This window comes from Parasedimentitalea nitratireducens, assembly GCF_057444295.1.
Map to the genome: position 1 here is coordinate 87,897 of NZ_JBYAXC010000002.1, position 24,694 is coordinate 112,590.

A 24,694-nucleotide genomic window follows, 5' to 3' on the forward strand; every position below is an offset into this window, starting at 1 on the left:
GTCGGAAAAGAGGAAAGATTTCAAACAGGTTTTGCAAGAACGCAAGACGTCTACAGAAGTGGAGCCGAGACAGCAGCATGAAGAGTATGGAACCGCAGTGGGACGATATGAAGGTTTTTCTGGCCGTGGCACGCGAAGCGAGCCTGTCAGGTGCAGGGCGGATACTCAAGATGGATCCGGCGACAGTAGGCCGCAGGATTGCGCGGTTCGAAGGCGCGCTTGATACACCACTCTTTGTAAAGTCCCCTCAGGGCTATGCACTAAGCGCGGCGGGAGATCGTCTATTGGTTCATGCCGAGTCTGCTGAGCAGGCAATGCGTGCCGCCAAAGAGGCCTTGACGGGGCCCAGTGAAACGCTGTCAGGCCAGATCCGAGTGGGAGCGCCAGATGGCAGTGCTAACTACCTGCTCCCTCAGGTCTGTGCCCGGATCAGCGTCGATAACCCTGACCTTGATATTCAAATTGTTGCCCTGCCGCGCGTTATCAATCTCTCCCGTCGCGAAGCCGATATGGCCATTACGGTTAGCGCACCAACCGGCCCGCAACTAAAAGTCGAGAAAATCTGCGACTACCGCTTGCACCTGGCTGCGTCTCGGCATTTTTTGCGTGAGTCCCCAGAGATTAACAGCATAGATGATCTTAAGAATCACCGCATGATAGGCTACATTTCAGACATGATTTTCGATCGTGAATTGGATTATTTGAATGATCTGGGAATTGAGCGAATTGCCTTGGCCTCTAATTCTGTTTCTGTTCAGCTTAAACTGGTTTCGCAGGGGACCGGGCTATGCGTTGCCCATGACTTCACCCTGCCGTTTCACCGCTCACTCAGAAAGGTTCTGTCAGACCAAATCAGCCTGACCCGTAGTTTCTATCTTGTGCGACATCAAGGTGACCTGCGGAGCGAACGTTTAAACCGATTTGCAAATGCTCTCAGCAAGGGCATCAACGATGAGGTGGCACGGTTGGAAGGCCTGACTTGACTTGTTGGGATATTGCGGCAACCCTTGGAAATACGAAATAAAATTTCAGAAGGAGCGCAGATGCTAGTTCAATTGATTCTGAAGTCCAAAGACAGCACTGGGGTGGTTACCATATCACCCGAGGCCAGTATTTCAGAGGCCACCAAGCTGTTGTCGGACCGCCGGATCGGCACCGTGGTTGTGTCAGCAGACGGTGAGCATGCTGATGGTATTTTGTCGGAACGCGATATTGTACGCGAGTTAGCCAAATCAGGTGGCGGATGTTTGGACAAACCGGTTAGCGAATATATGACCCGTAAACTGGTGACTTGCACCAGTCATGACAATGTGGGGCAGATCCTGCAGAAGATGACTGATGGGCGTTTTCGCCATATGCCAGTGGTTGAAGACGACAAGCTGATAGGCTTGGTCAGTCTAGGCGACGTGGTCAAGGCGCAGCTATCACAAGTGGCGATGGAGAAAGACGCGTTGCAGGATATGATCATGGGGCATTAAGTCCCCATCGTCACATCAGTATTTTCCCCCTCTTGCGCTGCGCACTGCAAATGTGTTTGCGTGCGCAGCAACTTAGACCCAGCAGGAGGCCGCCATGCGCGTTGCTCTGTACCCAGGCACTTTTGATCCGATTACAATCGGACACGTTGACATTATTCGCCGTGCAACCGCCTTGGTTGACAAGCTTGTCATCGGAGTTGCGATCAATCGTGACAAGGGGCCGTTGTTTACCCTCGAAGAACGGGTGGCCATGATCGAAGCGGAATGTGCAGAGCTAAGCGCACAAACCGGAACCGAGATTGTCGCGCACCCCTTTGAAAACCTGTTGATCGATTGTGCCCGCGATGTTGGTGCACAGATTATCGTCCGTGGCCTGCGTGCGGTTGCTGATTTTGAATATGAATATCAGATGGTTGGCATGAACCGGGCACTGGATAGCTCGATTGAGACCGTATTCTTGATGGCCGAGGCCCGACACCAGGCAATCGCCAGCAAGCTGGTCAAGGAAATCGCCCGACTGGGTGGTGACATTTCCAAGTTTGTGACCCCACAGGTCCGAGAGGCCCTGTATGATAGGCTAGGTCGATAGATCTGCGAAACTGCGCTGTTCTGGCGGGCTGACGAACTCAGCGCCAGAACGCAATCCAGTCCATCAGTTCGAACAGCTTCTTGCCCAGAAACACAAGGTGGCCTGGGCCATATAACACCAAATCCGCAACAATGGCGGCGATGATAACAAAGCCAAGCACCAGTGAAATTTTATTGGTCATGTGGCCTCATCACAAAAATACGCCCGGCCAGATATGCCTGACCGGGCGCGAAATCTCAAGTCTGCGTTGTACTTAGCAGATCAGGCGCTCAAACGGCCCATGGCAACGGCGACATCAGCCATGCGAACTGAGAAGCCCCATTCGTTGTCATACCAGGCCAGTACGCGAACCAGGCGGCTACCAACAACGCGGGTTTGCTCAGGTGCAAAGATCGAGCTTTCTGGGGACTGGTTGAAATCGGTCGAAACCAGTGGAGCAGGCTCATACCCAATTACACGACCCATGTCGTCGCTTTGTGACGCTTCACGCATCACAGCGTTGACTTGGTCAACGGTCACATCGCGCGATGCGATGAAAGTCAAATCAACGGCAGACACGTTTGGTGTTGGAACCCGCATGGCAGATCCGTCCAGGCGACCTTTGAGTTTTGGCAGAACCTCACCCAGAGCCTTGGCAGCGCCGGTCGATGTCGGGATGATCGACATTGCGGCAGCACGGGCGCGGTACAGGTCACTGTGGCGACGGTCCAGGGTCGGCTGGTCACCGGTATAGGCGTGAATGGTGGTCATCTGGCCATGCTCGATGCCGATACCATCGTCCAGTGCCTTGGCCAGTGGGGCTAGGCAGTTGGTGGTGCAGGACCCGTTCGAGATCATAGTGTCCGAGGCTTTCAACTCGCCGTCGTTGACACCAAACACAATTGTGCGATCGATGTTCTTGCCGGGGGCCGACAGCAGTACCTTTTTGGCGCCACGCTCAAGATGCGCCTTGGCTTTGGTGCCGTCGTTGAACTTGCCGGTACATTCCAGAACAACGTCACAGCCGTCCCAGTCCAGCTCGTTCATATCATAGGTCGAGAACATCTGCATGTCGCCGCGGCCCAGGTTCATGGTGCCATCGCCCAATGTGACCTCACCAGGGAAACGGCCATGAACCGAATCGTATTTCAGCAAGTGCGCAGCGGTTTCCAGTGGTCCGGTGGCGTTCACCTTGACAACTTCGATGTCGTCACGGCCCGAGGCAGCAATGTGTGAAAGGGTGCAGCGGCCGATACGGCCGAAACCGTTGATCCCAACTTTGATAGTCATGAGCGTGTCTCCAAGCGAGCAATTCTTGTGCTGTCATATAGACCGGTGGGGGCGGGGTCTAAAGGGTTAAAAAGGTCATAAAGTTGGGCTGTTAGCGCAAAAACTTGATGGTATCGATAACGGAAAGGGGCCGGTGTCGATAACGGAAAATCCCGGTGTCGATAACGGCGTGCGCGGTTGCACACAGATGCAGGTCCGCTAGGGTGGCGATCAGAGCGAATTTGACGGACGAGGGTATTTCCATGAGCGGATTGCTGGCATTGCTGGATGATGTGGCGGGTATTGCCAAGGTGGCGGCGGCATCGATTGATGATGTCGCGGCGCAAGCACTCAAGGCCGGGTCAAAAGCCGCAGGGGCCTTGATCGACGATGCCGCCGTGACGCCAAAGTATCTGCATGGGTTTGCTGCCAGTCGTGAATTACCCGTTATCTGGAAAATCACCAAAGGCTCGCTCAAGAATAAGCTGCTATTCCTGCTACCCATCGGGCTGCTGCTGGCCAACTTTGCGCCCTGGATGATTCCACCTCTGCTGATGCTGGGTGGGGCCTATCTGTGTTTTGAGGGGGCCGAGAAGATCTATCATCTGCTGGTGCCACATGATGAAACCCATGTCTTCAAGGAAGACGAACCGGGTGATCCGGCGCATCTCGAAGAGAAGAAGGCCGCAGGGGCCATCAAAACCGATTTCATTCTGTCTGCTGAGATCATGACCATCGCGCTGGCCGCAATCCCCGACAGTAACATCTGGATGGAGGCCGCAACGCTGGCCATGGTGGCCGTTGGTATCACCGTGGCCGTCTATGGTTCGGTTGCGCTGATTGTAAAAGCCGACGACGTGGGCCTGTATATGACCCAAAACGGCAAATTTGGCGTAACGCGCGGTTTGGGTCGTGGACTGGTGCGGATGATGCCAGGTTTCATGAAGCTTCTGATGATTGTTGGCACCGCCGCAATGCTGTGGGTTGGCGGTTCCATCGTTATCCACGGGGCTGAGCAGATGGGCTATGGCTGGCTGGGCCATCATATACATGATTACGCCGCTGCGGTGGGACACATGGTGCCCGAGGCTTGGCTGGGCATCACTGAGTGGTTTGCCAAAGCAACAATGGACGGTGTGTTTGGACTGGCGCTGGGGTTTGTTTTGATTCCAGTTGCAACCAAGGTGATTGCGCCGGTTGTTGGGATGTTTGGACCGGGCAAAGTGGGGCATTGAAAATTTTAGATAGTTGCTTGTCTTGAGCTTAGAGTTTCGAACTGCTGTTTAGCACTTGATTGGCAGGCTTCGTCTCGATTGAACCCGAACGAAACCGAAGACTGGCTGTTGAGAGTTCGCAATCGAACGAGGACATTTTGGTACTCTAGAGCGCCTTAATCATGAGTAGCCAGTTCTCGCCGTCACTTTCCCACCCATTTTTGACAATCGGTCGCTTTGCAGAAACCTTGTAACCATGGCGCTCGTACAATTTCCGCGCGCCAGTGTTGTTGTCTGCCACGATCAAACTCATTCCGCGCGATCCCTGACATTTCTCTGCAAAGGTCAGTAGCGAGGAGCCAATTCCTTGACCTCTGGCCTCTGCAACGGTCGACAAAACAAACACATAGCCAGTACCATACGCTTCGCGCTCAAGAACCATTAGTGGCTCGATAAGTGGAGAAATATCACTTGCTAAATCTTGTGGTTTTTCCGGCTTTTGAAAGGCAATCAAGCAGCCTAATGAGCGGCCATCAATCTCAGCGATCCAGGCATTGGTGTAAGATATTCCAGCATCTTCGCTTTGGATACGTTCGAGCCCAAACATCTCTGCGCTTTGACCAGGTTCCGCAAGCGTACCCCACAGATGCAAAGCCAAGCCCTCGGTCGCTCTGTCGACCAAAGGCGCAAGGAAGGCGGCGTCAGACCTTTCTGCAGGGCGTATTTCAGTTTTGCTCATGGGTAACTTAGTCACTGTTTAGAACTTTGAACAAATGATGACAGACAGTGAAGTCCTAAGCAACTCTGCTAGACCTTCTCGAAATGGGCCGCAACGACGCTTCAAGAAAGCGGGCCTTTGCAATCTCGTCGATTACCTCCCAGTTGTCAGCACAATAGCTATTCAAAATCTGAAAAGGGCGCCCAAAGGCGCCCAATCTTGTTTCAATTGTCTGAACTGTTTCAGCCCAGCAGATCTTTGACCTTGGCCACAGTCGCATCCGCTGTGATGCCAAACTTCTCGTACAGCTCTCCAGCCGGGGCTGAGGCACCAAAACTGTCCATGCCAACAAACGCAGCTTTCTTGTCCTGGCCACGCTCGCCCATCAGCCACTTATCCCAGCCACCGTCACGCACGGCTGCTTCGATGCCAACACGAACCGGACCAGCAGGCAGAACCTTGCGGCGATAGGCTTCGTCTTGCTCTGCAAACAGCTCCATACAGGGCATGGACACAACGCGAGTACCAATGCCTTCTGCTTCCAGCTTGGCCTTGGCGTCCATAGCTATGGAAACTTCGGAACCGGTGGCGATCAGGATAACCTGACGCTTGGCCTCGGCATCAGCCAGAACATAGGCCCCTTTGGAGGTCAGGTTGCTCAGCTTGTGCTCGGTCCGGACAGTCGGCAGGCCCTGACGGGTCAGCGACAGTACCGAAGGTGTTTCCTTGGCGGTCAGTGCGATTTCCCAGGCTTCGGCAGTTTCAACCGCATCCGCAGGACGGAACACATAGGTGTTCGGGGTCGCGCGACAGATTGCCAGGTGTTCAACCGGCTGGTGAGTTGGACCATCTTCACCCACACCAATCGAGTCGTGGGTCATCACGAACACAGTTGGGATTTTCGACAGGGCCGCCAGACGCATGGATGGGCGCGCATAGTCGGTAAAGCAGAAGAAAGTGCCCGAGTAGGGGCGGATACCACCGTGCAGGGCCATACCGTTCAGCGCTGCGGCCATACCGTGCTCGCGGATACCCCAGTACACAAAACGACCCTTGCGGTTGTCGGTGTCAAACACACCCAGATCGCTGGTCAGGGTCAGGTTCGACCCAGTCAGGTCCGCCGAGCCACCAACGGTTTCCGGCATGATCGGGTTGATCACATTTAGCGCCATTTCCGATGCTTTACGTGTCGCAACCTTGGGCTGGTCTTCGCTGACCTGCTTTTTCAGCGCTTTTACAGCGGCCGACAGCTTTTTCGGGGCGTCCAGCGCATAGGCGCGGTTGAACCGGTCCTGTTTCTGCTTGGAAACCTCGGCAAAACGACCTTCCCAGGCTTCACGATCCGCAGCACCACGGCTGCCAATCGCTTCCCACTGGGATTTGATCGCGGCAGGCACTTCGAACGGGCCTCCCTTCCAGCCATAAGCCTCTTTGGCGGCTTGCAGCTGTTCAGGGTTGGTCAGTGCACCGTGGCCCTTGGATGTGTCCTGTGCGGCGTGACCCAGTGCAATGTGGGTTTTGCAGGCAATCATCGAAGGCTTTTTGGACTTCTTCGCAGCGGTGATCGCCTCGTCGATGGCCTGTGGGTCGTGACCGTCGATTTCGATAACCTGCCAGCCCGATGCGCGGAAGCGTTTCACCTGGTCGGTGCGGTCAGACAGCTCAACTGTACCATCAATGGTGATGTTGTTGTTGTCCCAGAACACAACCAGCTTGCCCAGCGAATGGCGACCAGCCAGGCCGATGGCCTCTTGGCTGATGCCTTCCATCAGGCAGCCGTCGCCGGCAATCACATAGGTGTGGTGATCCACGATCTTGCGACCGTACTGGGCGCGCTGCATTTCCTCGGCCATGGCAAAACCCACAGCATTGGCAATACCCTGACCCAGTGGGCCTGTGGTGGTTTCAACAGCGTCCAACAGGAAGTTTTCTGGGTGACCAGCTGTCAGAGCGCCCATTTGGCGGAAGTTCTTGATCTGATCCAGGGTAACCTGGGCGTCGCCACATAGGTGCAACAGCGAGTAGATCAGCATCGAGCCGTGACCGGCCGACAGGATAAACCGGTCACGATCTGGCCACTGCGGGGCAGATGCATCAAATTTGAGGTGCTTTTCGAACAGCACGGTGGCCACGTCGGCCATGCCCATGGGCATGCCGGAGTGGCCTGAATTGGCAGCGGTAACGGCGTCTAGGGTCAGGGCACGAATGGCGGCGGCCTTGTCCCAGTGTTCAGGATTGGCGGTGCGCAGGGCAGTCAGGTCCACTTGGGTCATTCCTTTGAATTTTCACGCGGGTTTTGGGTTCAATAGCAGTGATATGACAAAGATCAAGTATTGCTGCGCGTAACACCGCCTGAATAGGTCAACTTGGGCCTGCAAGTGGTTGAAAGCAAACAGGGGGTAATTTACGCTTTCATTGGGTAAACTGGCATTAAGCCAAGACAGACACGCGATTCGCTTGTAATAGTTGCGGTCACGGGTGTGAAAAAAAATGTGGATGGTGAGGAGCGGGCATGAGCCAAATCGAGGAACTGCAAAGCCGTATTACGGCTGCGATGGATCGGATCGGTACCGGACTGGGGGCTCTCTCGGCTGCTCAAGATGCCGCCGCGCAGGACGATTTGCAGCAGGCATTGGATGATGAAAGAACTGCAAATGCTCAGCTTGAAGAACGTGTTAAGACACTTAAGACGCAGCTTGATGCGGTTCCTGCGCCAGTCGACAATTCCGAAGAGATTGATGCGCTAAAGTCCGAAGTTGAATTGCTGCGCAACGAGGTTGGAAATCAAGACGAGAAGGACGCTTTGAAGGCTGAAGTGGCACGTCTGACAACCGAACTTGAAGCTGCGAATAACACCGTGGCATTGAAGAACGAAGAACAAGCCGCCGCAACAGACGCAGAAGTTGCCGAACTGAAGGCAGAGCTGGAAGCGCTGCAAGCTAGACTGGACGAAGCGACCGCTTCTGCGAGCGAAGCGTCAGACACCGCCGAATTGACAGCAGAGATCAACGGGCTCAAAGCCGAGTTGGAAGAGGCTAGGGCGGCAGCGTCTCCCCAGGCTGAAGCTACGGTTGATGATAGCAGCACCGAAGAGCTGGCCCGCCAGAACGAAATGCTTGTGCGCCTGGATACCGAGTTGCAGCAACTTCGCCACGCTAACGAAAGCCTGCGCAGTGCCAACACAGCGTTACGAGACGCAAATGCCGCTGGGGTTGGCGATCCAGCATTGATCAATTCTGCCATGGAAGCCGAAATTGAAGGTCTGCGCGCGGCTCAGGCCAGTGATCAGGCCCAGATTAATGCTGTACTGGCCAAGCTTGAGCCCTTGTTGGCCAACGCGAAGAATTTGCCTGAAGGAGAGGAAGTCTGATGCCCGAATTGACTATTCATATCGGCGGACGTGGTTTTGAAGTCTCCTGCCAGGACGGTGAGCAAAGCTATTTGCAATCAGCTGCCAAAATGTTGGACGATGAAGCACAGGTACTGTCAGATCAGATCGGAAGAATGCCCGAGGCGCGCATGTTGCTAATGGCAGGGCTTCTGCTGGCCGACAAGACGGCTGCAGTTGAGGATCGGATCAAGGTTGTCGAGCAGACATTGGCTGAGCGCGAAGCCGAGTTAGCAACACGGGAGGCTGAATTGGCCGAGTTGCGTGCTGCGCCTGCACCAGAGCCGGAGCGGATCGAAGTGCCTGTGGTGCCACCGCAAGTGACCGACACCTTGGCCGAACTGGCGGCACGTGCCGAAGCCATGGCGGCACAGGTCGAGGAAAAAGTGGCTGAATAAGCCAACCAATTTGCCAACGAAAAAAGCCCCCGGAACATTCCGGAGGCTTTTTAATTTGCTAATCTTTGACGGCTTAGCCGTTGGCTTCGCGGATCTTATCGGAAGCCGCCTTGTCATAGGCAATGCTGTTTTCATCAAACATACCGTCCAGCTCACCCGATAGGGTCATCTCAACAATGATGTCGCAGCCGCCAACAAACTCACCTTTGATATATAGCTGAGGAATTGTGGGCCAGTCGGAATAGTCTTTGATACCCTGACGGATGTCTTCGTCAGCCAGCACATTGACGTCGGTGTAGTCGATGCCGATGTAGTTCAGCACACCGGCCACGCGGCTTGAGAAACCGCACTGGGGCATCTCTTTGGTGCCCTTCATAAACAGCACAACGTCGTTGGCTTTGACGGTTTCGTCGATGCGGGTCTTTGCGTCAGTCATATTTAACTCCGTTTCCAAGCCCTGTGGCGCCATTGTCTTTCCACACGCCAGTATCTTGGACCATATTTCAGAAGGTTTTTCAGCTCACATATGGTGATCCCAAGGAAATAGGCAAGATCAATAATGAAGCTCAACAGCTTCACAATGACCCAGCCTGCTCCCTCGTCGATCATTCCGGTGCTTTAGTCGTCAGCCCCAGTGCGTGGATTTCGCCGTTAGAGCCATCCATCTTACCCTTGAGTGCGGCCATCACGGCGCGCTGCTGTTGCACCCGGTTTTTACCCCGAAAACTCTCGTCGATCACCTCGGCTGAGAAATGCACGCCATCATCACCCATCACAGTGATCTTGGCATCGGGGAAGCTTTCGCGGATCATCGCTTCGATGTCTGAGGCTTGAATGGCCATTGGGGTCGTCTCCTGTCTCGTTACCTATGATGTAGATGCGCGAGCGCAGGGCTGCAAGAGGAAGAACCGACCGTCACAATGTGAGGGTCGGTTCCAAGTTTAAGTATAGTCAGTGCTATCAGGCGATTGAGGAGGCAAAGCTGGAGCGGTAGATCGCTGCCAGATCCGCAAGCGGAGCCTCATCTGAGCCAAACTTGACGGTTTCACCGGTAAAGCGGCCAACAGTCGAGATTGCAACGCCAGCTTCACCAGCGGCCATCAGCAGTGCCTCGGCCTGATCAAAGTTACAGGCAACAAGATAACGGGCTTGATCTTCACCAAACAGATCAGCTGTTACATCCGTGTCGATTTGAACGCCTACGTCACCTTCTTCGGCCATTTCAAACGCAGCCAAGGCAAGACCGCCATCGCTCAGGTCGGTACAGGCTTTGATCAGCTCGCGATTGGCGCGAATAAAGTCGCCATTGAGCTTTTCAGCTGCCAGATCCACCTTTGGCGCATCACCATCTTCACGGTTGAACTTTTCCACCAACAAGGCCGACTGACCCAGATGGCCCATGGTCTCACCGATCAGCAGGGCAATGTGTCCGTCACGGGCTTCGCCAATGATCGGCTCTTCACCGGCGGCAACCAGCCCAACGGCACCGATAGTTGGTGTGGGCAGAATGCCCTGACCATCAGTTTCATTGTACAGTGACACATTGCCCGACACGATTGGCATGTCCAGCGCAGCCACAGCCTCACCGATACCTTCCAATGCACCCACAAACTGGCCCATGATTTCGGGCTTTTCAGGGTTGCCAAAGTTCAGGTTGTCGGTTGTTGCCAATGGCTTGGCACCCACGGCTGTCAGGTTGCGATAGGCTTCGGCCACCGCCTGTTTGCCGCCTTCGGTTGGGTTGGCTTTGACATAACGCGGGGTCACGTCTGATGTGAAGGCCAGCATTTTTTCTGTGCCGTGTACGCGGATCAGGCCAGAGCCAGCACCTGGGCGGCGGTTGGTGTCACCCATGACGGTGGTGTCGTACTGTTCATAGACCCACTGTTTGCCAGCATAGTTTGGCGAGGAAATCAGCGCCTTGAGGCCGTCAATCGGATCAACCTCTGGCGCATCGGTCAGCGCCTCTGCTGCTGGAGTAGGCACCCAAGGGCGGTCATACTCAGGCGCAGAACCAGCCAGCGTCGCCAGTGGCAGGTCCGCTTTGACCTCGCCATTGTGAAGGATCAAGAAGCGGTCTTCGGCGATGGTTTCCCCTACGATGGCAAAATCCAGATCCCATTTCACAAACACCGCGCGGGCTTCGGCTTCCAACTCGGGGTTAAGAACCATCAGCATGCGTTCCTGAGATTCTGACAGCATCATTTCATAGGCTGTCATGTTCTCTTCGCGCTGTGGAACGTCTTCAAGGTTCAGCTTGACGCCAAGCTTACCTTTGTCGCCCATTTCAACGGCCGAACAGGTCAGACCGGCCGCGCCCATATCCTGGATCGAGATCACCGCGCCGGTCTGCATCAGTTCCAGCGTGGCTTCCATCAGACGTTTTTCGGTGAACGGATCACCAACCTGAACGGTAGGGCGCTTTTCCTCAATAGTGTCGTCAAATTCAGCCGAGGCCATTGTCGCCCCGCCAACACCATCACGACCGGTTTTGGCGCCAAGGTAGACAACGGGCATGCCAATGCCAGAGGCTGCCGAGTAGAAAATCTTGTCGCTGTCTGCCAGGCCAGCTGCAAAAGCATTAACCAGACAGTTGCCGTTGTAAGCCGGGTGAAAGCGGACTTCGCCGCCAACGCAGGGCACGCCAAAACAGTTGCCATACCCGCCAACGCCTTCGACCACGCCGTTGACCAGTTGGGTGGTCTTGTGGTGGGCAGGTTCGCCGAACGAAAGTGAGTTCATCGATGCGATGGGGCGCGCGCCCATGGTGAACACATCACGCAGAATGCCGCCAACGCCAGTTGCAGCCCCCTGATAGGGTTCGATGTAGCTGGGGTGATTGTGGCTTTCCATTTTGAATACCACACATTGGCCGTCACCGATATCCACGATACCGGCGTTTTCGCCTGGTCCGCAGATGACCTGAGGGCCTTCGGTAGGCAGTTTGCGCAGCCATTTCTTGGACGACTTGTATGAACAGTGCTCGTTCCACATGGCCGAGAAAATGCCAAGCTCGGTATAGGTGGGCTCGCGGCCCATGATTTCCAGGATGCGCTCGTACTCATCGGGGCTCAGTCCGTGGCTTTCAATGAGTTCGGATGTGATGGCTGGTTCTTGCATCGATCATAGGTCCCCGGATGGCTGGATTTGCGGGCCTTTTAGGGCAATGTAGCTGCCGGGGGAAGCGTAAAGCGCCAAAGTTCAGCTCTGCACCTTGAGGAAAGTGGCTGGCAAAGAAGATTTTGCGCTAACAGCCAAAGTCTCCCGCCCGTCGTTGGTCTCAAAGAGACCTGCCTCTCGTTGGGCGTAGCGCCGCGCTTAGCGCGGCGCTACGCCCAAACCAGCAAGGGGCATCGGCAAAGCCGATGGACCGCGTAGGTGCGGGAGATCATCGAGACTAGGCCACTCGCTCTCGTCTCGGGCTAAAACCGCTGGCCGACGTAGATGTAGATTTGGTCGTCGCCGAGGTTGTTGTGGCTGAGGTCTACCGAAAAATCGACTGGGAACTTCTTTGAAACCCGATAGCGACCGCCAAATCCCACAGCACTATGGCTGCCGTTGTTACCTAGTTGACTGAATTCTGCACCTGTCCATCCAATCCCGCCAAAAACAACGCCGCCCCAGCGTTTGTTAAATCTGTGGCGATACTCGGCCTGAAACGATGTTGAGCGCAGGTCAAGAAACTGAGTGGAGTTGAAGCCACGCATATTGTCGGTTGCACCAATCGAGCATTGGTCAAAAAACGGTGTTTCATCGCTGGCTGAACAGATCACGCCACGCAGGGCCAGGCTGCTGTCGGCGCCGAGCGCATGATAGTGGTCGTAGGTGACAAAAGCCTTGTCGTAACTGCTGCGGGCTGACTCAATAAAGAACCCGCGCGTGGCCTCGGCGGTGAGCCGGAAACCTTCGGTGGGGTAGTCGCTGTTGTTGCGCATATCCCAATCCGCAGTCAGCCCTGCCGTGATAATCTCTAGCCCAAGATCCGGCGTGAATTCCGGCGGAGGGCTCGTAAACTCTGGTGTAATTGTGGTGTTCAGGTACCTAAACACCCCGCCAAAGGAGAGATTTTCAGTGACGCCGTAGGCCAGGTTTAGACGTGCGATCTCGCCGTCTTGTTGGATGGGAAACGGACCCAGGGGCGTATAAAGATCATATCGAGCATCCGCCTTGCCAGCGAACAGGTTCATTAGCCAGCGATTGTTGTTGAAGGCCAAGTTTGTCATCAAGCCGACGGCACTGCTGCCATTATCGGACCGCATGGCACCAAGGCCGATGACCGAGGTTTTGGAATTTTCATCCGTTTTGAACAGATAGCCTGCACCAAGTGCCAGGCCACTGCCAATCATCGGGTTGGAAAACGGGATTGGGGCCACCACAACTGATCCGTTGCGAAACCCGATGTTGGTGTCGTCACGTGTTTGTTCGACATGCTCCATCTGACGATGAACCTCGTCTGCTCCAACAGCCTGTCCAGTTTGCGGAAGTAAACCACAAGCCAAGGACAGAGCGGCCACAGCAAGGTGGCCGCGTTCTAACCCGGGCAACGGAAAGGCTACTTTCATCCCGCAGCCCAAAGATAAGAATTTGCCTGTCATCTCAGGCTCCCGCTTCAGTTGGTCCCTCTCATTTCTTAGCAGCGGCCTCTTCTTTGGCATCTTGCTGTTGTTGGACTGCTTCCGCAGCGGCTGCTGAAATTGCGGTCTTTTCTGCTTCGCTCAGGTGCTCGGTCTCATCCAAGCCTGGCAGAGCAACCCGGACTTCGCGACGGGCAAATTCAATGCCATTGGCTTCAAACTCTTTGCGGACCCGGTTGTAGATTTCCTTGCGAATGGTGAACTGTGTGCCGGGTTTGGCCATGAATTTACCGCGCATCACGATACCTACATCGTCAAACTGGAACACACCTTGGCTTTTGAACGGCTCTAGGAAGTCATCCTTGAACAGTGGTTCCTGCATCATCTCGGCACCAATCCGTTTGAAGATCTTCTTGACCTTGTTGGGGTCGGTATCAAACGGCACTGTGAACATCAGCTTCATGATCACCCAGTCGCGGCTGAAATTGGTCAGCTTGGGGATTTCGCCATAGGGAATGGTATGCACCAGCCCGCGGTGGTGGCGCAGTTGCATCGACCGGATCGAGATTTTCTCGACCGTACCCATGGTGCCGCCGACCTCAACATATTCACCAACACGGAACGCATCGTCGATCAGGAAGAACACGCCAGATACCACGTCGGTCACCAGCTTCTGCGCCCCAAAACCAATAGCCAGGCCAAGAATACCAGCACCAGCTAACAAGGGCGTGATGTCGATGCCAAGGCTCCCAACGGCCAGCAACCCAAAGATGACGATGATCCCAGTCTGGGCACTGACCAACGCCAGTGGCAGGACTGTGGTCAAACGAGACCCACCAGCGCCGCCGCCTTCACCACCACCCAGATCGCCTTCGACTGCGACAACGGATGTCTGTTCTTTTGCAAGCTTGCGGTTAACGTAAAGTGAGACCATCTCGTAAATCACATAACCGGTGGCAACTGTCATAGTGAACTCAACAAAGTTCGCTGCAAACCGCTCTCCAACGCCGGCTGCTGCTAGGTTGCGAAGATCAAACTGCCAGGCATCGGCGACACGCAGCACGACAAATAGTCCAGCAACTACGCGGCCAATTTTGATGTAGCTGCGTTTGGTTGCCTTATATGCGGCTTCGGCCACAGGACCTTCACCAATCATTGGTGGCAGCAAGTGGCGCACCAATCCGCGAATAGCTGTGTCAATTGCTGGGGCTAATAGTAGCCAGAACATGGTCGTGTAGTGAGGGGCCGTTAGCAGCAATTTGAAATACTGATGCCCGGCCAGTACTTGAACGATGATCCAGGTAAAGAGGGCTACACCAACGGCGAAGAAGGGATAAGCCCAGGCCACCCATTCATCAAACCGGCTTCGGTCGGGATCAGTGCCAAGCATCATATCAGACAGTCCCTGACGGGCGGTCCAGAATACATATGCCACATAGATGTGGACCGAGGTGTTCAGCCAAAAGGATACTCGGGTTTCAAAAATAGTGACTCCATTGCGGGCGTCAAACCCAACAAGGAACAATGTAAACCCGCCCAGTAGTACTAGGCCGATCAAGTTGCGATGCAGATAGCCTGCCCACTGGTCGTCCACATTGACCAATCTCAGATCTGACCGATGCGGTGCCAGCACAAATCGGGAAATGGCGGCGCCAAGGCGCGGGAACCATATCAAGTAAGTGACAAACGGTCCGGCAAAGGCCAATTGTGCCGGATTGAGCAGGGCCAGTCCGACGGTGCGAAGCGTAAAGTAAAAGGCAACCAGCCCCAGAATATCGCGACCAAACCGCCGTGCAAGAAAGCTAAGGGCACTCCACAGGGTGGCGTCTTCGGCTTCTGTCTCGGCCCCTTGCCAGCGCCGGGTCAACATACTGACGATCATCTCGGCGCCAAGACCAGCGCCAATAGCAACGGCCATGAAGGCAAAGAGTTTCAGCAACCCCTGACTTCCAAATGAAGATTGGAAATTAGAAAGGGCTTCGCCGTGTTTTGAAAACAGGACTGGTAGCTTTTGAACTGCGTCGAGGGTCGGGCTGTAAAAGGCCACCCAGGTTTCCTGGATGATTGTGAGCAGACCCTTGCTTGCCTCTGAGCTGGTCTGAGCCAAAGCCACTGCGTCCAGTCGATCAAGCAACAGGCCCCGAACCTGATCATCCGACATCCGCGCAACCATTTCGTGAATGGCTTCAGGTGTCAGGGGATCGGGGAGGGCAATTGTATCTTCGCTCTCAGCGGTGGATGGAAGCATGGGAGACTGCGCAGTCGCGGGTGCTGAAAAAGACAGCGCGACCAGTGTGGCAATTCCTATAATGCTAAACAAATAAGCAAGTGGCCTGAAAAGCGTATTCATATTGTTCCCTCGGAGTGTGCCGAACAGGGAGCAACTTATTTCCCATTGAACCATGTTGGGCAGAACCAGAATCTAAAAAACTAAGTGTTGCTCCTAGTTTGCGGGAAATGGCGTGATAGGAAAAGCAAAAAAAAAGGCCGAGCACTAAGCTCGGCCGAAGTCCAACAGGGAGGTATGAAGACGGGCAATCGCCAACGCCTTCGAGAGTGATTTAGGATCCCTTAATCGCCCGATCAAGGATAGAATTGTCACACCCTGATCATTGCCGCTATGCAATTTTTGCATGGCTCATATTTTGCCAAGTTCTTTCAGATGTTTGCGATGTGCGATGATCTCGTTTTGGACAAAATCCCGAAAGGCTGAAATGCGCCGGGAATGACGTAATTCTTCTGGATAAGCCAAGTATACAGGGACTTCACCCGCTTGGTCGCTGTGCAGAATCTGGATTAGCTCCGGAGAATCTTCGGTGACGTAGTCCGGTAATACACCGATTCCAAGATCGTGCGACACGCCCTGCAAAACTCCATAGTAGTTGTTTACTGTAAGCAACGACAAAGGATTATGGGTCATAAGTTTCTGCACCAATATCGCGGCAGAACCAACTTGTGCTGATCTTGGGTTTTGGCAGATCAGCCTGTGCTGGGAAATGTCTGATAGCTGTTCCGGAGTTCCGTGCCGATCCAGATACGCGCGAGATGCATAAAGCCGCATTTTGACGGTCATCAACCGTTTGCGGATCAAATCTGCCTGACTTGGCTCTTTCATGCGAATCGCTACATCAGCTTCACGCATTGGTAGATCAAGCACCCGCTCTTCCAGCATCAGGTCTATTTTCAGGTCAGGATACTGTTCGTACAGCTTGGTCAAGCGCGGCGCCAGCCACAGGGTGCCAAAACCAAATGTGGTGGTGACGCGCAGCTCGCCAAACACTTCTTCGTCGCTGTCGCGGATCCGGGCCGAAGCCGTTTCAAGCCGTTTTGACATTGCTGCAGTGGCGTCAAACAGCAGTTCACCTTGTTCAGTCAGAATTAAACCGCGGGCGTGGCGGTGAAACAGCGTCGCGCTCAGGCTTTCTTCAAGAGCGCGAATCTGTCGACTAACGGCAGACTGCGACAGGTTCAATTTGTCGCCTGCATGGGTAAGACTACCCGCATCAGCAACCGCGTGAAATATTCTAAGCTTGTCCCAATCCATGGCCATCTCTTTTGATCTGTTGGCTGTAACCTATATGATTTGTATCACTTGTTTCAATTTCAACTGTAGTTCTGTGACCTGTTTCGTAAAAAGATGGCTATACAGGTCAGCATTTATGACCTAACGTGTTTGACAACAGTGCAAGCTAATCACGGTTGGGAGGCCCAGATGAGCACGCAAAAGATTTCGCTCAATGACAAATACGACCTAGAGAAATCTCCGGTCATGCTAAACGGCACCCAGGCATTGGTTCGCCTGATGCTGATGCAAAAGGCTCGTGATAGGGCTGCTGGGCTCAATACAGCAGGTTTGGTCACTGGCTACCGAGGCTCGCCACTTGGTGCCGTTGATATGATGATGCAGCGGGCTGAAAAGCAGCTGACCGAAGCCGATGTGAAGTTTCAACTAGGGTTGAACGAAGATCTGGCCGCAACCGCGCTCTGGGGCAGCCAGCAAGCCGAGGTGCGCGGCGAAGGCAAGTACGATGGGGTATTTGGTCTGTGGTACGGCAAAGGTCCGGGCGTTGACCGCTCAGGCGATGTCATTCGCCACGCCAACATGGCCGGCAGCTCCAAACACGGCGGTGTGTTGTTGGCCATGGGCGATGATCACACTGGTGAAAGCTCCACAGTGCTGCACCAGTCCGAATGGTCGCTGCTGGATTGCTATCTGCCAATCGTCAGCCCAGCTGGCGTGCAGGAAATTCTGGACTATGGCCTGTATGGCTATGCGCTCAGTCGGTTCTCAGGCCTTTGGGTCGGCCTGAAGACGATGAAAGACACAATCGAGGTCACCTCGGTTGTGGATGCTGATCCAAACCGGATGCAACTGGTCACACCTGATTTTGATATGCCCGCCGACGGGCTGAATATTCGACTGGATGATGACCGGTTCCGCCAGGAAGACCGGATTATCGACTACAAACGCTTTGCTGCCGAGGCGTTTAGCCACGCCAACAAGATGGACAAACGCGTCTGGGGTAAACCAGGGGCCAAGATCGGTTTTGTTGCCGCCGGTAAGAACTGGCTGGACCTGACCCATGCCATGTCACTACTCAACATCGACGAAGCCATGGCCGAGCGCCTTGGCATCACAACCTACAAAGTTGGCCAAGTGTTCCCGATGGACATGAAGGGCTTCCACAACTGGGCCGAAGGGCTCGACTTGATTGTTGTGGTTGAGGAAAAGCGCAAACTGATCGAGATCCAGATCAAAGAGGCTATCTTTGACGACCGTCGCGGCCGCCGTGTCTATGGCTGGTACAAGGGGGGCGCAGGCACCCTGCATCGCGAAGAGCTGTTCCCAACCAAGTTTGCGCTTGATCCGATCATGATCGCCGAAAAACTCGGTGATATCCTGATCGAAGAAGGCCGCGAGACAGACGCTATCAAGGCAGGCCTTGAAAGCCTTGCCGAAGCGCGCCGCGCCGATAACGCCGAAGAGATCACCTCACGCCTGCCGTACTTCTGTTCAGGCTGCCCACACAATTCATCGACCAAGCTGCCCGATGGGTCCCGTGCCTATGCGGGTATCGGCTGTCACTTTATGGTGCAGTGGATGGATCGCGAAACTACCGGCTTCACCCATATGGGGGGCGAGGGCGCCAACTGGATCGGCGAGGCCCCGTTTTCAAACCGCGCTCATGTGTTCCAGAACCTTGGAGACGGCACCTATAACCACTCCGGTGTGCAGGCGATCCGTGCCGCTTTGGCCGAAGGCACCAATATCACCTACAAGATCCTCTATAACGACGCGGTTGCGATGACCGGCGGGCAGGGGAACGAGGGTGGCCTGGACGCGCCACGCATTGCGCGTGAGCTTGTGGCCATGGGGGTCAAGAACCTGGCCGTCGTGTATGACGAGAAAGAAGACGTAGACGCCAAGCAGTTCCCCTCGGGCATGCGGATGCATAAACGGGGTGAGTTGATGAATGTTCAGCGCGAGTTTGAAAAGGTCGAGGGCGTATCTGCCATCCTTTACATCCAGACCTGTGCCGCCGAAAAACGTCGCCGTCGCAAGCGAGGCCTGTTCCCCGATCCGGATCAACGGGTGTTCATCAATACGGATGTTTGTGAAGGCTGTGGCGACTGTGGGGTGCAATCCAACTGTGTGTCCATTGTCCCGGCCGAAACCGAACTGGGCCGCAAACGCGCGATTGACCAGTCCTCGTGCAACAAAGACTTTTCCTGCCTGAATGGGTTCTGCCCGTCTTTCCTGAATGTAGAAGGCGGTAAGCCACGCAAGAACGCTACTGCTGAGCTGGACCTACCGAACCTGCCAGACCCGGTTCTACCTGAGATCAAAGGCACCCATAATGTGGTCATCACCGGGGTAGGTGGGACCGGCGTTGTCACCCTTGGCGCTGTGTTGGCGCAGGCCGCTCAGATTGATGGCAAAGGTGCAGGTATGATGGAGATGGCCGGTCTGGCGCAAAAGGGCGGCGCGGTTCATATCCACTGCCGTCTGGCCAACAATCCCGAAGACATCAGCGCCATTCGCGTGGCCACGGGTGAGGCGCATGCCTTGATCGGTGGAGATCTGGTGGTAAGTGCTGGTGCCAAGACACTGGGTCTGACCGCTACAGGACGCACCGGTGCTGTGGTCAATAGCCATGAAATCATCACCGGTGACTTTACCCGTGACACCAATTTCTCCATTCCCACCGACCGCCTTCAATTGGCGCTCGAGGCAAGACTTCGGGATCAGCTTGACCTGTTCGATGCCACGGATCTAGCCAAGGCAACGCTTGGGGATTCTATTTTCTCCAACATGATGGTCTTTGGCGGCGCCTGGCAGCGCGGTTTGATCCCACTCAGTCTCGACGCTCTAACACAGGCAATCACCATGAACGGTGCCGCTGTCGAGCGGAACCTGCGGGCTTTCGAAATCGGGCGCTGGGCGGTGTTGCACTCGGCCGAGGCTGCAAAGCTTTGCCAGCCCAAGGTAGTGGACCTTCCAAAATCGCTCGACGACAAAATTGCCTATCGCAAGGAACAGCTGGTGGCCTATCAGGGCACGCGACTGGCCAAGCGTTATGGCAAGCTGCTGGACGGCATCAGCGACGAACGTCTGAAAGAGGCTGTGGCCAAAGGCTATCACAAGCTGCTTGCCTACAAGGACGAATACGAAGTCGCACGCCTGCTGTTGGACAGTCAGGCCAAGGCCGACGCTGAATTCGAGGGCGATTTTAAACTCTCCTTCAATCTGGCACCACCAATCTTGGGTGGTAAAGATGCCAATGGTCGCCCAAAGAAACGCAAATTTGGACCAGGGTTCATTCGTATGCTGCGTCTGCTCGCTAAGTTTAAGTCCTTGCGCGGTACGCCATTGGATGTCTTTGGCTACACCGCCGACCGCAAAATGGAACGTGCCTTGATCAAGCAATACGAGGCAGACATGAAAAAGTGGCTGCCACAAGCCAGCCCAGACATCATGGATGCCCTGGTTGCTTTGGCCGAACTGCCGCTTCAGATCCGCGGCTTTGGCCCGGTCAAAAACGAGGCAGAACTGAAAGCCGCCAAGCGCCGCGACGAGGTTCTGGTGTCACTGTCGCAGGGTGGGTCCGCGCTGGGCAAAGCGGCTGAATAACAATCCCTCTGGCTGGCGCTTTATGTGCCAGCCATACCCAAGTTGTCGAAAACAAGCGTGGGTTGCGGGCCGTTTTTGGAAGCCACAGTCATGTTGTTCATCTGGCTCCCGGCAAAGCAGCGATGGATTTTCTCTGCAAATCATCATATGGGCTGTCACCAACACCCCTCTGGGCCTATATTGATCCAGAGTTTATAAAAAAACACACCTGAGAGAGTGTTATGGCAGTTGGCATCTTTGATTCCGGGCTTGGCGGCCTGACCGTTCTAAACGCAGCACAACAGCGTTTGCCCGACGTAGATTTTTTATACTACGGCGATAGCGCCCATGCGCCTTATGGAGTGCGTGACGCCGAAGACGTGTTTCAACTCACCCGCCGCGCAGTTGAAACCATGTGGGCACATGGTTGCGATCTGGTCATTTTGGCCTGTAATACCGCCAGCGCTGCGGCACTGCGGCGGATGCAAGAAGGTGGCCTGCCGCCCGGCAAACGGGTCCTTGGTGTATTTGTACCCTTGATCGAAGCCCTGACCGAGCGCGAATGGGGCGATAATTCCCCCCCGCGCGAGGTCGAGGTGAAACACGTGGCGCTGTTTGCTACGCCTGCAACTGTGGCCAGCCGGGCGTTTCAGCGAGAGCTAGCGTTTCGGGCGATTGGCGTGGATGTCGAAGCCCAAAGCTGTGGCGGCGTGGTGGATGCCATCGAGGACGGCGATGAGATCCTGGCCGAAGCCCTGGTGCGCAGTCATGTAGATGCTTTGAAACGCAAAATGCCCGAACCGCAGGCGGCAATTTTGGGCTGCACCCACTATCCACTGATGGAAAAGTGCTTTCAAAAAGCATTGGGCTCAGATGTGAAGGTTTTCAGCCAAGGTGAGCTGGTTGCTGAAAGTCTGGCCCATTATCTGGAACGTCACCCCGATATGATGGGCAATGGCACCGGTGGGTTCCTGACCAGCGGAGATCCGGCTTTGGTCAGTGATCGCGCAACGCAGTTCTTGCGACGAGAAATCACCTTTACCGCCGCCTGATCCAAATCAAGGCGTAACCCTCATTTCGTTTTATTAGGGGTATTGCCAGCCACGGCAGTGTCCGATGACATCCAAGAAAGAGGTCTGACATGACCCATAAAATCGCTATTCTGGGCGCCAGTGGTTATACTGGTGCTGAACTCGTCCGGCTGATCTATCAGCACCCCAATATTGAAATCGTGGCCCTGTCTGCCGAGCGTAAGGCTGGCCTGAACATGGCACAGGTGTTCCCGCATTTGCGTCACCTAAATCTGCCAACTCTTTGTAAAATAGGTGAAATTGATTTCTCGCAGGTGGACTTGTGTTTCTGTGCCCTGCCGCATAAGACCAGCCAAGAGGTGATCTCGGCGCTGCCAGATACCCTGAAAATCGTCGACCTGTCAGCTGACTTCCGGCTGCGTGATCCGGCTGACTACGAAAAGTGGTACGGCAATCCGCACACGGCGCTGGAACAGCAGAAAGAGGCAGTTTACGGCCTGACTGAATTTTACCGCGATGACATCGCAGCGGCACGGCTGGTGGCCGGAACCGGCTGTAATGCCGCGACAGGCCAGTTTGCCCTGCGCCCGCTGATTGCTGACGGGGCAATTGATCTGGACGATATCATTCTGGATCTGAAATGCGCCGTATCCGGTGCAGGTCGGTCCCTAAAAGAGAACTTGCTGCACGCCGAGCTGAGCGAAGGCGCTAACGCCTATGCCATTGGCGGCACCCATCGCCACCTGGGTGAGTTTGATCAGGAGTTTTCAGCCATTGCCGGGCGTCCGGTCAATATACAGTTCACCCCGCATCTGATCCCAGCCAACCGGGGTATCCTGGCTACGGCTTATGTCAAAGGCGATACACAGCGTATCTACGATACTTTTGCCACTGCCTATGCCAATGAGCCGTTCATCGAGCTTCTGCCGATGGGCGAGGCCCCCAGCACCCACCACGTGCGCGGCTCGAACTTCTGCCATATCGGGGTGACAGCAGACCGGATCGAAGGCCGCACAATTGTCATTGCGGCGCTGGATAACCTGACAAAAGGTAGCAGCGGTCAGGCCTTGCAGAACGCCAACCTGATGTTAGGTGAAGAGGAAACCACGGGGCTGATGATGGCTCCACTTTTCCCATGAGGATGAAATGAAGACACTGAAAAAGCGGCGTCGTGTCCAGATAATACTGGTCTCCATCGTTGCACTGATCGTTGCCACCGGCCTGATTGGCTATGGCCTGCAAGACGGCATCAATTTCTTTCGTTCCCCCAGCCAGGTGATGGAAGAACCGCCCAAACCGGATGAGACCTTCCGCATTGGTGGCTTGGTTGAGGAAGGCAGCTTGCAACGCGGTCAGGGTGAGGTGATCCACTTCTCAGTAACGGACGGCGGGGCCTCGATTCCGGTGACATTTTCTGGTGTGCTGCCAGATTTGTTCGAGGAAAATCAGGGCATGGTCGGCACCGGGAAATATGTCAACGGTGTCTTCGAAGCTTCTGAAATTCTTGCCAAACATGATGAAACTTACATGCCCAAAGAAGTAGTGGACGCTCTGAAAGAGCAGGGTGTCTATGTCGAGCCTGAAAGCTAAAGCCATCTGACTGGGTGACCTTTGTCAGCGGTATTATAAACAAGTTGAAGCGCGCGGTCTGGTTAACAGGGCGCGCGCTCTGCTTTTGTGGGGTTAAGTATTAAACGGCAACCTATTGCGCGGGAGCGATAGGAGTGTGTGATGCAGAGTGTCCAGCAGATTGCCGAAGCTATTGTGGCCCGCGAAGGCGGTTATGTGAATGACCCGGATGACCCGGGTGGAGCCACCAAATATGGCGTGACCTTGGGCACGATGCAGCGCCTTGGCTTGGATGTCACCCGCGATGGACGTGTGAATGTTGCCGATGTTCGGGCGCTGAGCCACGAGCAAGCGGTTGAGATTTTCATCGATCACTATTTTGTTGCACCGCAGATTGGCACACTACCAGTGGAACTGCAGCCCAGCGTGTTTGATATGTACGTCAACGCAGGCGGCAACGCGGTCAAAATTCTGCAGCGGCTGCTTTGTGACATGGGCTATGATCTGGCGATAGACGGGGCGATTGGGCCCATTACAGCCGCAGCGGCTCAGCAAGCCGCGCAGGTGGATGCCACCGCGTTGCGGGATGCCTACGGCGTGGCGCGCCGGAACTACTACTTCCGACTGGCTGACAGGCGGGCAGCCAGCCGCAAATATGCGCGCACGCGGGCAGGGGGCAAAGGCGGCTGGATCAAGCGGGCCGAGGAATTCATCTCAGCGAAATATCACCTGACAGACCAAGCCTTCCAGGCGCGGGTGGCATCATGGGGGTGATTTCTGACATGTTGAGCCTGATTTTTGGTGGCAATCGCAATGTGTTACGCGAAACAGCCGAAGTCTTCCGAGAGAACGCCGAAGCCGGAGCAAATCGGGCGCATAGCAGTCAGATGGCGGCATTGGCGCAGTTGCAGGCAGAGTTCAGGCCTTCGGGGCGCGGTTGGTTTGATCGGCTCATGGATGGCGTGAATCGCCTACCTCGACCTGCACTGGCCCTGGCCACATTGGGCCTAATGGCATCGGCTATGGTGGATCCCGTCTGGTTTGCCAGCCGGATGCAAGGCATTGCCTTGGTGCCCGAGCCGTTGTGGTGGCTTCTGGGGGTGATTGTCTCGTTCTATTTTGGCGCGCGCCAGCAGGCCAAAACGCAAGGTCTGCAACGTGATCTAGCTCAAAGTCTGGCGCTTGTGCCTCAGGTTACAAGCAACATTGCTGCCCTGAATGATCTGCGGGCAGAAACGGTCGGTGCCGCGGGCACTAGAGGAGACGCAAATGACGAGATTGATGTGGTCAGGCCCGAGGCAAACCAGGCCTTGCAACATTGGCAGGCACAACGCACCAAGCTGTGACCGAGTGGCGCGGCAAATGCCATTGGCCCG

The 24,694-nt window shown here is 55.0% G+C and carries 22 protein-coding genes; 12 read left to right on the top strand and 10 right to left on the bottom strand.

From position 1 onward, the window contains the following. Positions 1-86 precede the first annotated feature (86 nt). The 3 genes from AC2T28_RS06185 to coaD all read left to right on the top strand — a co-directional run bounded on the left by AC2T28_RS06185 (position 87) and on the right by coaD (position 2,067). On the top strand, positions 87-983 hold the full coding sequence (locus tag AC2T28_RS06185; RefSeq protein WP_486748942.1) for a LysR family transcriptional regulator: 897 nt from the start codon (positions 87-89) through the stop codon (positions 981-983). A 60-nt stretch (positions 984-1,043) separates the two neighbouring features. Beyond that, complete coding sequence (locus AC2T28_RS06190) at positions 1,044-1,478, top strand: CBS domain-containing protein (RefSeq protein ID WP_486748106.1); 435 nt, start codon at positions 1,044-1,046, stop codon at positions 1,476-1,478. Positions 1,479-1,572: 94 nt separating this feature from the next. Then, positions 1,573-2,067, top strand: coding sequence for a pantetheine-phosphate adenylyltransferase (gene coaD, locus AC2T28_RS06195; RefSeq protein ID WP_486748107.1), 495 nt, complete (start codon positions 1,573-1,575; stop codon positions 2,065-2,067). Positions 2,068-2,104: 37 nt separating this feature from the next. On the opposite strand, the gene AC2T28_RS06200 is transcribed toward coaD, so the two are convergent. Both AC2T28_RS06200 and gap read right to left on the bottom strand, forming a co-directional pair. Further along, positions 2,105-2,248 carry a hypothetical protein gene (locus AC2T28_RS06200; protein WP_486748108.1) on the bottom strand — a complete coding sequence of 48 codons (144 nt, stop codon included), beginning with the start codon at positions 2,246-2,248 and terminating at the stop codon, positions 2,105-2,107. Positions 2,249-2,328: 80 nt separating this feature from the next. Beyond that, positions 2,329-3,336, bottom strand: a complete 1,008-nt coding sequence (gene gap / locus AC2T28_RS06205; protein ID WP_486748109.1) for a type I glyceraldehyde-3-phosphate dehydrogenase — start codon at positions 3,334-3,336, stop codon at positions 2,329-2,331. Positions 3,337-3,578: 242 nt separating this feature from the next. Between gap and AC2T28_RS06210 the strand changes: the two genes are divergently transcribed. Next, positions 3,579-4,550: a DUF808 domain-containing protein gene (locus AC2T28_RS06210; RefSeq protein WP_486748110.1), complete on the top strand. Its 972-nt coding sequence runs from the start codon at positions 3,579-3,581 to the stop codon at positions 4,548-4,550. Positions 4,551-4,695: 145 nt separating this feature from the next. Here the strand turns inward: AC2T28_RS06210 and AC2T28_RS06215 are convergent, their stop codons facing one another. Both AC2T28_RS06215 and tkt read right to left on the bottom strand, forming a co-directional pair. Beyond that, positions 4,696-5,268, bottom strand: a complete 573-nt coding sequence (locus AC2T28_RS06215) for a GNAT family N-acetyltransferase (RefSeq protein ID WP_486748111.1) — start codon at positions 5,266-5,268, stop codon at positions 4,696-4,698. A gap of 221 nt (positions 5,269-5,489) precedes the next feature. Then, entirely contained in the window at positions 5,490-7,511 is a 2,022-nt protein-coding gene (gene tkt / locus AC2T28_RS06220; RefSeq protein WP_486748112.1) for a transketolase, read from the bottom strand. A gap of 248 nt (positions 7,512-7,759) precedes the next feature. On the opposite strand from tkt, the gene AC2T28_RS06225 reads away from it, so the two are divergent. Both AC2T28_RS06225 and AC2T28_RS06230 read left to right on the top strand, forming a co-directional pair. After that, positions 7,760-8,617: a coiled-coil domain-containing protein gene (locus AC2T28_RS06225; RefSeq protein ID WP_486748113.1), complete on the top strand. Its 858-nt coding sequence runs from the start codon at positions 7,760-7,762 to the stop codon at positions 8,615-8,617. Further along, the gene (locus tag AC2T28_RS06230; protein WP_486748114.1) at positions 8,617-9,033 is read left to right on the top strand and encodes a cell division protein ZapA; all 417 of its coding nucleotides are present in this window, start codon (positions 8,617-8,619) and stop codon (positions 9,031-9,033) included. Before AC2T28_RS06225 ends, AC2T28_RS06230 begins: the two co-directional genes overlap by 1 nt. Before the next feature lie 73 nt (positions 9,034-9,106). Here AC2T28_RS06230 and grxD read toward each other — a convergent pair whose 3' ends face one another. The 6 genes from grxD to AC2T28_RS06260 all read right to left on the bottom strand — a co-directional run bounded on the left by grxD (position 9,107) and on the right by AC2T28_RS06260 (position 17,151). Continuing rightward, positions 9,107-9,469 carry a Grx4 family monothiol glutaredoxin gene (gene grxD, locus AC2T28_RS06235; protein ID WP_486748115.1) on the bottom strand — a complete coding sequence of 121 codons (363 nt, stop codon included), beginning with the start codon at positions 9,467-9,469 and terminating at the stop codon, positions 9,107-9,109. A 169-nt stretch (positions 9,470-9,638) separates the two neighbouring features. Next, a complete protein-coding gene (locus tag AC2T28_RS06240; RefSeq protein ID WP_486748116.1) occupies positions 9,639-9,875 on the bottom strand; it encodes a BolA/IbaG family iron-sulfur metabolism protein in 237 nt (78 codons plus the stop codon). A 118-nt stretch (positions 9,876-9,993) separates the two neighbouring features. Continuing rightward, positions 9,994-12,153, bottom strand: a complete 2,160-nt coding sequence (gene purL / locus AC2T28_RS06245) for a phosphoribosylformylglycinamidine synthase subunit PurL (protein WP_486748117.1) — start codon at positions 12,151-12,153, stop codon at positions 9,994-9,996. A gap of 302 nt (positions 12,154-12,455) precedes the next feature. Continuing rightward, positions 12,456-13,628, bottom strand: coding sequence for a BamA/TamA family outer membrane protein (locus AC2T28_RS06250; protein ID WP_486748118.1), 1,173 nt, complete (start codon positions 13,626-13,628; stop codon positions 12,456-12,458). A gap of 28 nt (positions 13,629-13,656) precedes the next feature. Beyond that, complete coding sequence (locus AC2T28_RS06255) at positions 13,657-15,855, bottom strand: mechanosensitive ion channel family protein (RefSeq protein WP_486748119.1); 2,199 nt, start codon at positions 15,853-15,855, stop codon at positions 13,657-13,659. Between the two features lie 390 nt (positions 15,856-16,245). Then, the gene (locus tag AC2T28_RS06260) at positions 16,246-17,151 is read right to left on the bottom strand and encodes a LysR family transcriptional regulator (RefSeq protein ID WP_486748120.1); all 906 of its coding nucleotides are present in this window, start codon (positions 17,149-17,151) and stop codon (positions 16,246-16,248) included. 168 nt (positions 17,152-17,319) lie between these two features. Here AC2T28_RS06260 and AC2T28_RS06265 point away from each other — a divergent pair, with 168 nt between their 5' ends. The 6 genes from AC2T28_RS06265 to AC2T28_RS06290 all read left to right on the top strand — a co-directional run bounded on the left by AC2T28_RS06265 (position 17,320) and on the right by AC2T28_RS06290 (position 24,664). Beyond that, on the top strand, positions 17,320-20,739 hold the full coding sequence (locus AC2T28_RS06265) for an indolepyruvate ferredoxin oxidoreductase family protein (RefSeq protein WP_486748121.1): 3,420 nt from the start codon (positions 17,320-17,322) through the stop codon (positions 20,737-20,739). Between the two features lie 221 nt (positions 20,740-20,960). Next, on the top strand, positions 20,961-21,770 hold the full coding sequence (gene murI / locus AC2T28_RS06270; protein WP_486748122.1) for a glutamate racemase: 810 nt from the start codon (positions 20,961-20,963) through the stop codon (positions 21,768-21,770). Positions 21,771-21,859: 89 nt separating this feature from the next. Next, complete coding sequence (gene argC / locus AC2T28_RS06275; protein ID WP_486748123.1) at positions 21,860-22,888, top strand: N-acetyl-gamma-glutamyl-phosphate reductase; 1,029 nt, start codon at positions 21,860-21,862, stop codon at positions 22,886-22,888. Between the two features lie 7 nt (positions 22,889-22,895). Next, complete coding sequence (ccmE, locus tag AC2T28_RS06280) at positions 22,896-23,339, top strand: cytochrome c maturation protein CcmE (RefSeq protein ID WP_486748124.1); 444 nt, start codon at positions 22,896-22,898, stop codon at positions 23,337-23,339. Between the two features lie 141 nt (positions 23,340-23,480). Further along, positions 23,481-24,092 carry a holin-associated N-acetylmuramidase gene (locus AC2T28_RS06285; RefSeq protein WP_486748125.1) on the top strand — a complete coding sequence of 204 codons (612 nt, stop codon included), beginning with the start codon at positions 23,481-23,483 and terminating at the stop codon, positions 24,090-24,092. Beyond that, on the top strand, positions 24,083-24,664 hold the full coding sequence (locus AC2T28_RS06290) for a holin family protein (RefSeq protein ID WP_486748126.1): 582 nt from the start codon (positions 24,083-24,085) through the stop codon (positions 24,662-24,664). Before AC2T28_RS06285 ends, AC2T28_RS06290 begins: the two co-directional genes overlap by 10 nt. Positions 24,665-24,694: the final 30 nt, after the last annotated feature.

Coding starts and splice junctions, on each gene's coding strand:
- AC2T28_RS06185 (WP_486748942.1), top strand. CDS start 87: ATGGAACCGCAGTGGGACGATATGAAGGTTTTTCTGGCCGTGGCACGC.
- AC2T28_RS06190 (WP_486748106.1), top strand. CDS start 1,044: ATGCTAGTTCAATTGATTCTGAAGTCCAAAGACAGCACTGGGGTGGTT.
- coaD (WP_486748107.1), top strand. CDS start 1,573: ATGCGCGTTGCTCTGTACCCAGGCACTTTTGATCCGATTACAATCGGA.
- AC2T28_RS06200 (WP_486748108.1), bottom strand. CDS start 2,248: ATGACCAATAAAATTTCACTGGTGCTTGGCTTTGTTATCATCGCCGCC.
- gap (WP_486748109.1), bottom strand. CDS start 3,336: ATGACTATCAAAGTTGGGATCAACGGTTTCGGCCGTATCGGCCGCTGC.
- AC2T28_RS06210 (WP_486748110.1), top strand. CDS start 3,579: ATGAGCGGATTGCTGGCATTGCTGGATGATGTGGCGGGTATTGCCAAG.
- AC2T28_RS06215 (WP_486748111.1), bottom strand. CDS start 5,268: ATGAGCAAAACTGAAATACGCCCTGCAGAAAGGTCTGACGCCGCCTTC.
- AC2T28_RS06225 (WP_486748113.1), top strand. CDS start 7,760: ATGAGCCAAATCGAGGAACTGCAAAGCCGTATTACGGCTGCGATGGAT.
- AC2T28_RS06230 (WP_486748114.1), top strand. CDS start 8,617: ATGCCCGAATTGACTATTCATATCGGCGGACGTGGTTTTGAAGTCTCC.
- grxD (WP_486748115.1), bottom strand. CDS start 9,469: ATGACTGACGCAAAGACCCGCATCGACGAAACCGTCAAAGCCAACGAC.
- AC2T28_RS06240 (WP_486748116.1), bottom strand. CDS start 9,875: ATGGCCATTCAAGCCTCAGACATCGAAGCGATGATCCGCGAAAGCTTC.
- purL (WP_486748117.1), bottom strand. CDS start 12,153: ATGCAAGAACCAGCCATCACATCCGAACTCATTGAAAGCCACGGACTG.
- AC2T28_RS06250 (WP_486748118.1), bottom strand. CDS start 13,628: ATGACAGGCAAATTCTTATCTTTGGGCTGCGGGATGAAAGTAGCCTTT.
- AC2T28_RS06255 (WP_486748119.1), bottom strand. CDS start 15,855: ATGCTTCCATCCACCGCTGAGAGCGAAGATACAATTGCCCTCCCCGAT.
- AC2T28_RS06260 (WP_486748120.1), bottom strand. CDS start 17,151: ATGGATTGGGACAAGCTTAGAATATTTCACGCGGTTGCTGATGCGGGT.
- AC2T28_RS06265 (WP_486748121.1), top strand. CDS start 17,320: ATGAGCACGCAAAAGATTTCGCTCAATGACAAATACGACCTAGAGAAA.
- murI (WP_486748122.1), top strand. CDS start 20,961: ATGGCAGTTGGCATCTTTGATTCCGGGCTTGGCGGCCTGACCGTTCTA.
- argC (WP_486748123.1), top strand. CDS start 21,860: ATGACCCATAAAATCGCTATTCTGGGCGCCAGTGGTTATACTGGTGCT.
- ccmE (WP_486748124.1), top strand. CDS start 22,896: ATGAAGACACTGAAAAAGCGGCGTCGTGTCCAGATAATACTGGTCTCC.
- AC2T28_RS06285 (WP_486748125.1), top strand. CDS start 23,481: ATGCAGAGTGTCCAGCAGATTGCCGAAGCTATTGTGGCCCGCGAAGGC.
- AC2T28_RS06290 (WP_486748126.1), top strand. CDS start 24,083: ATGGGGGTGATTTCTGACATGTTGAGCCTGATTTTTGGTGGCAATCGC.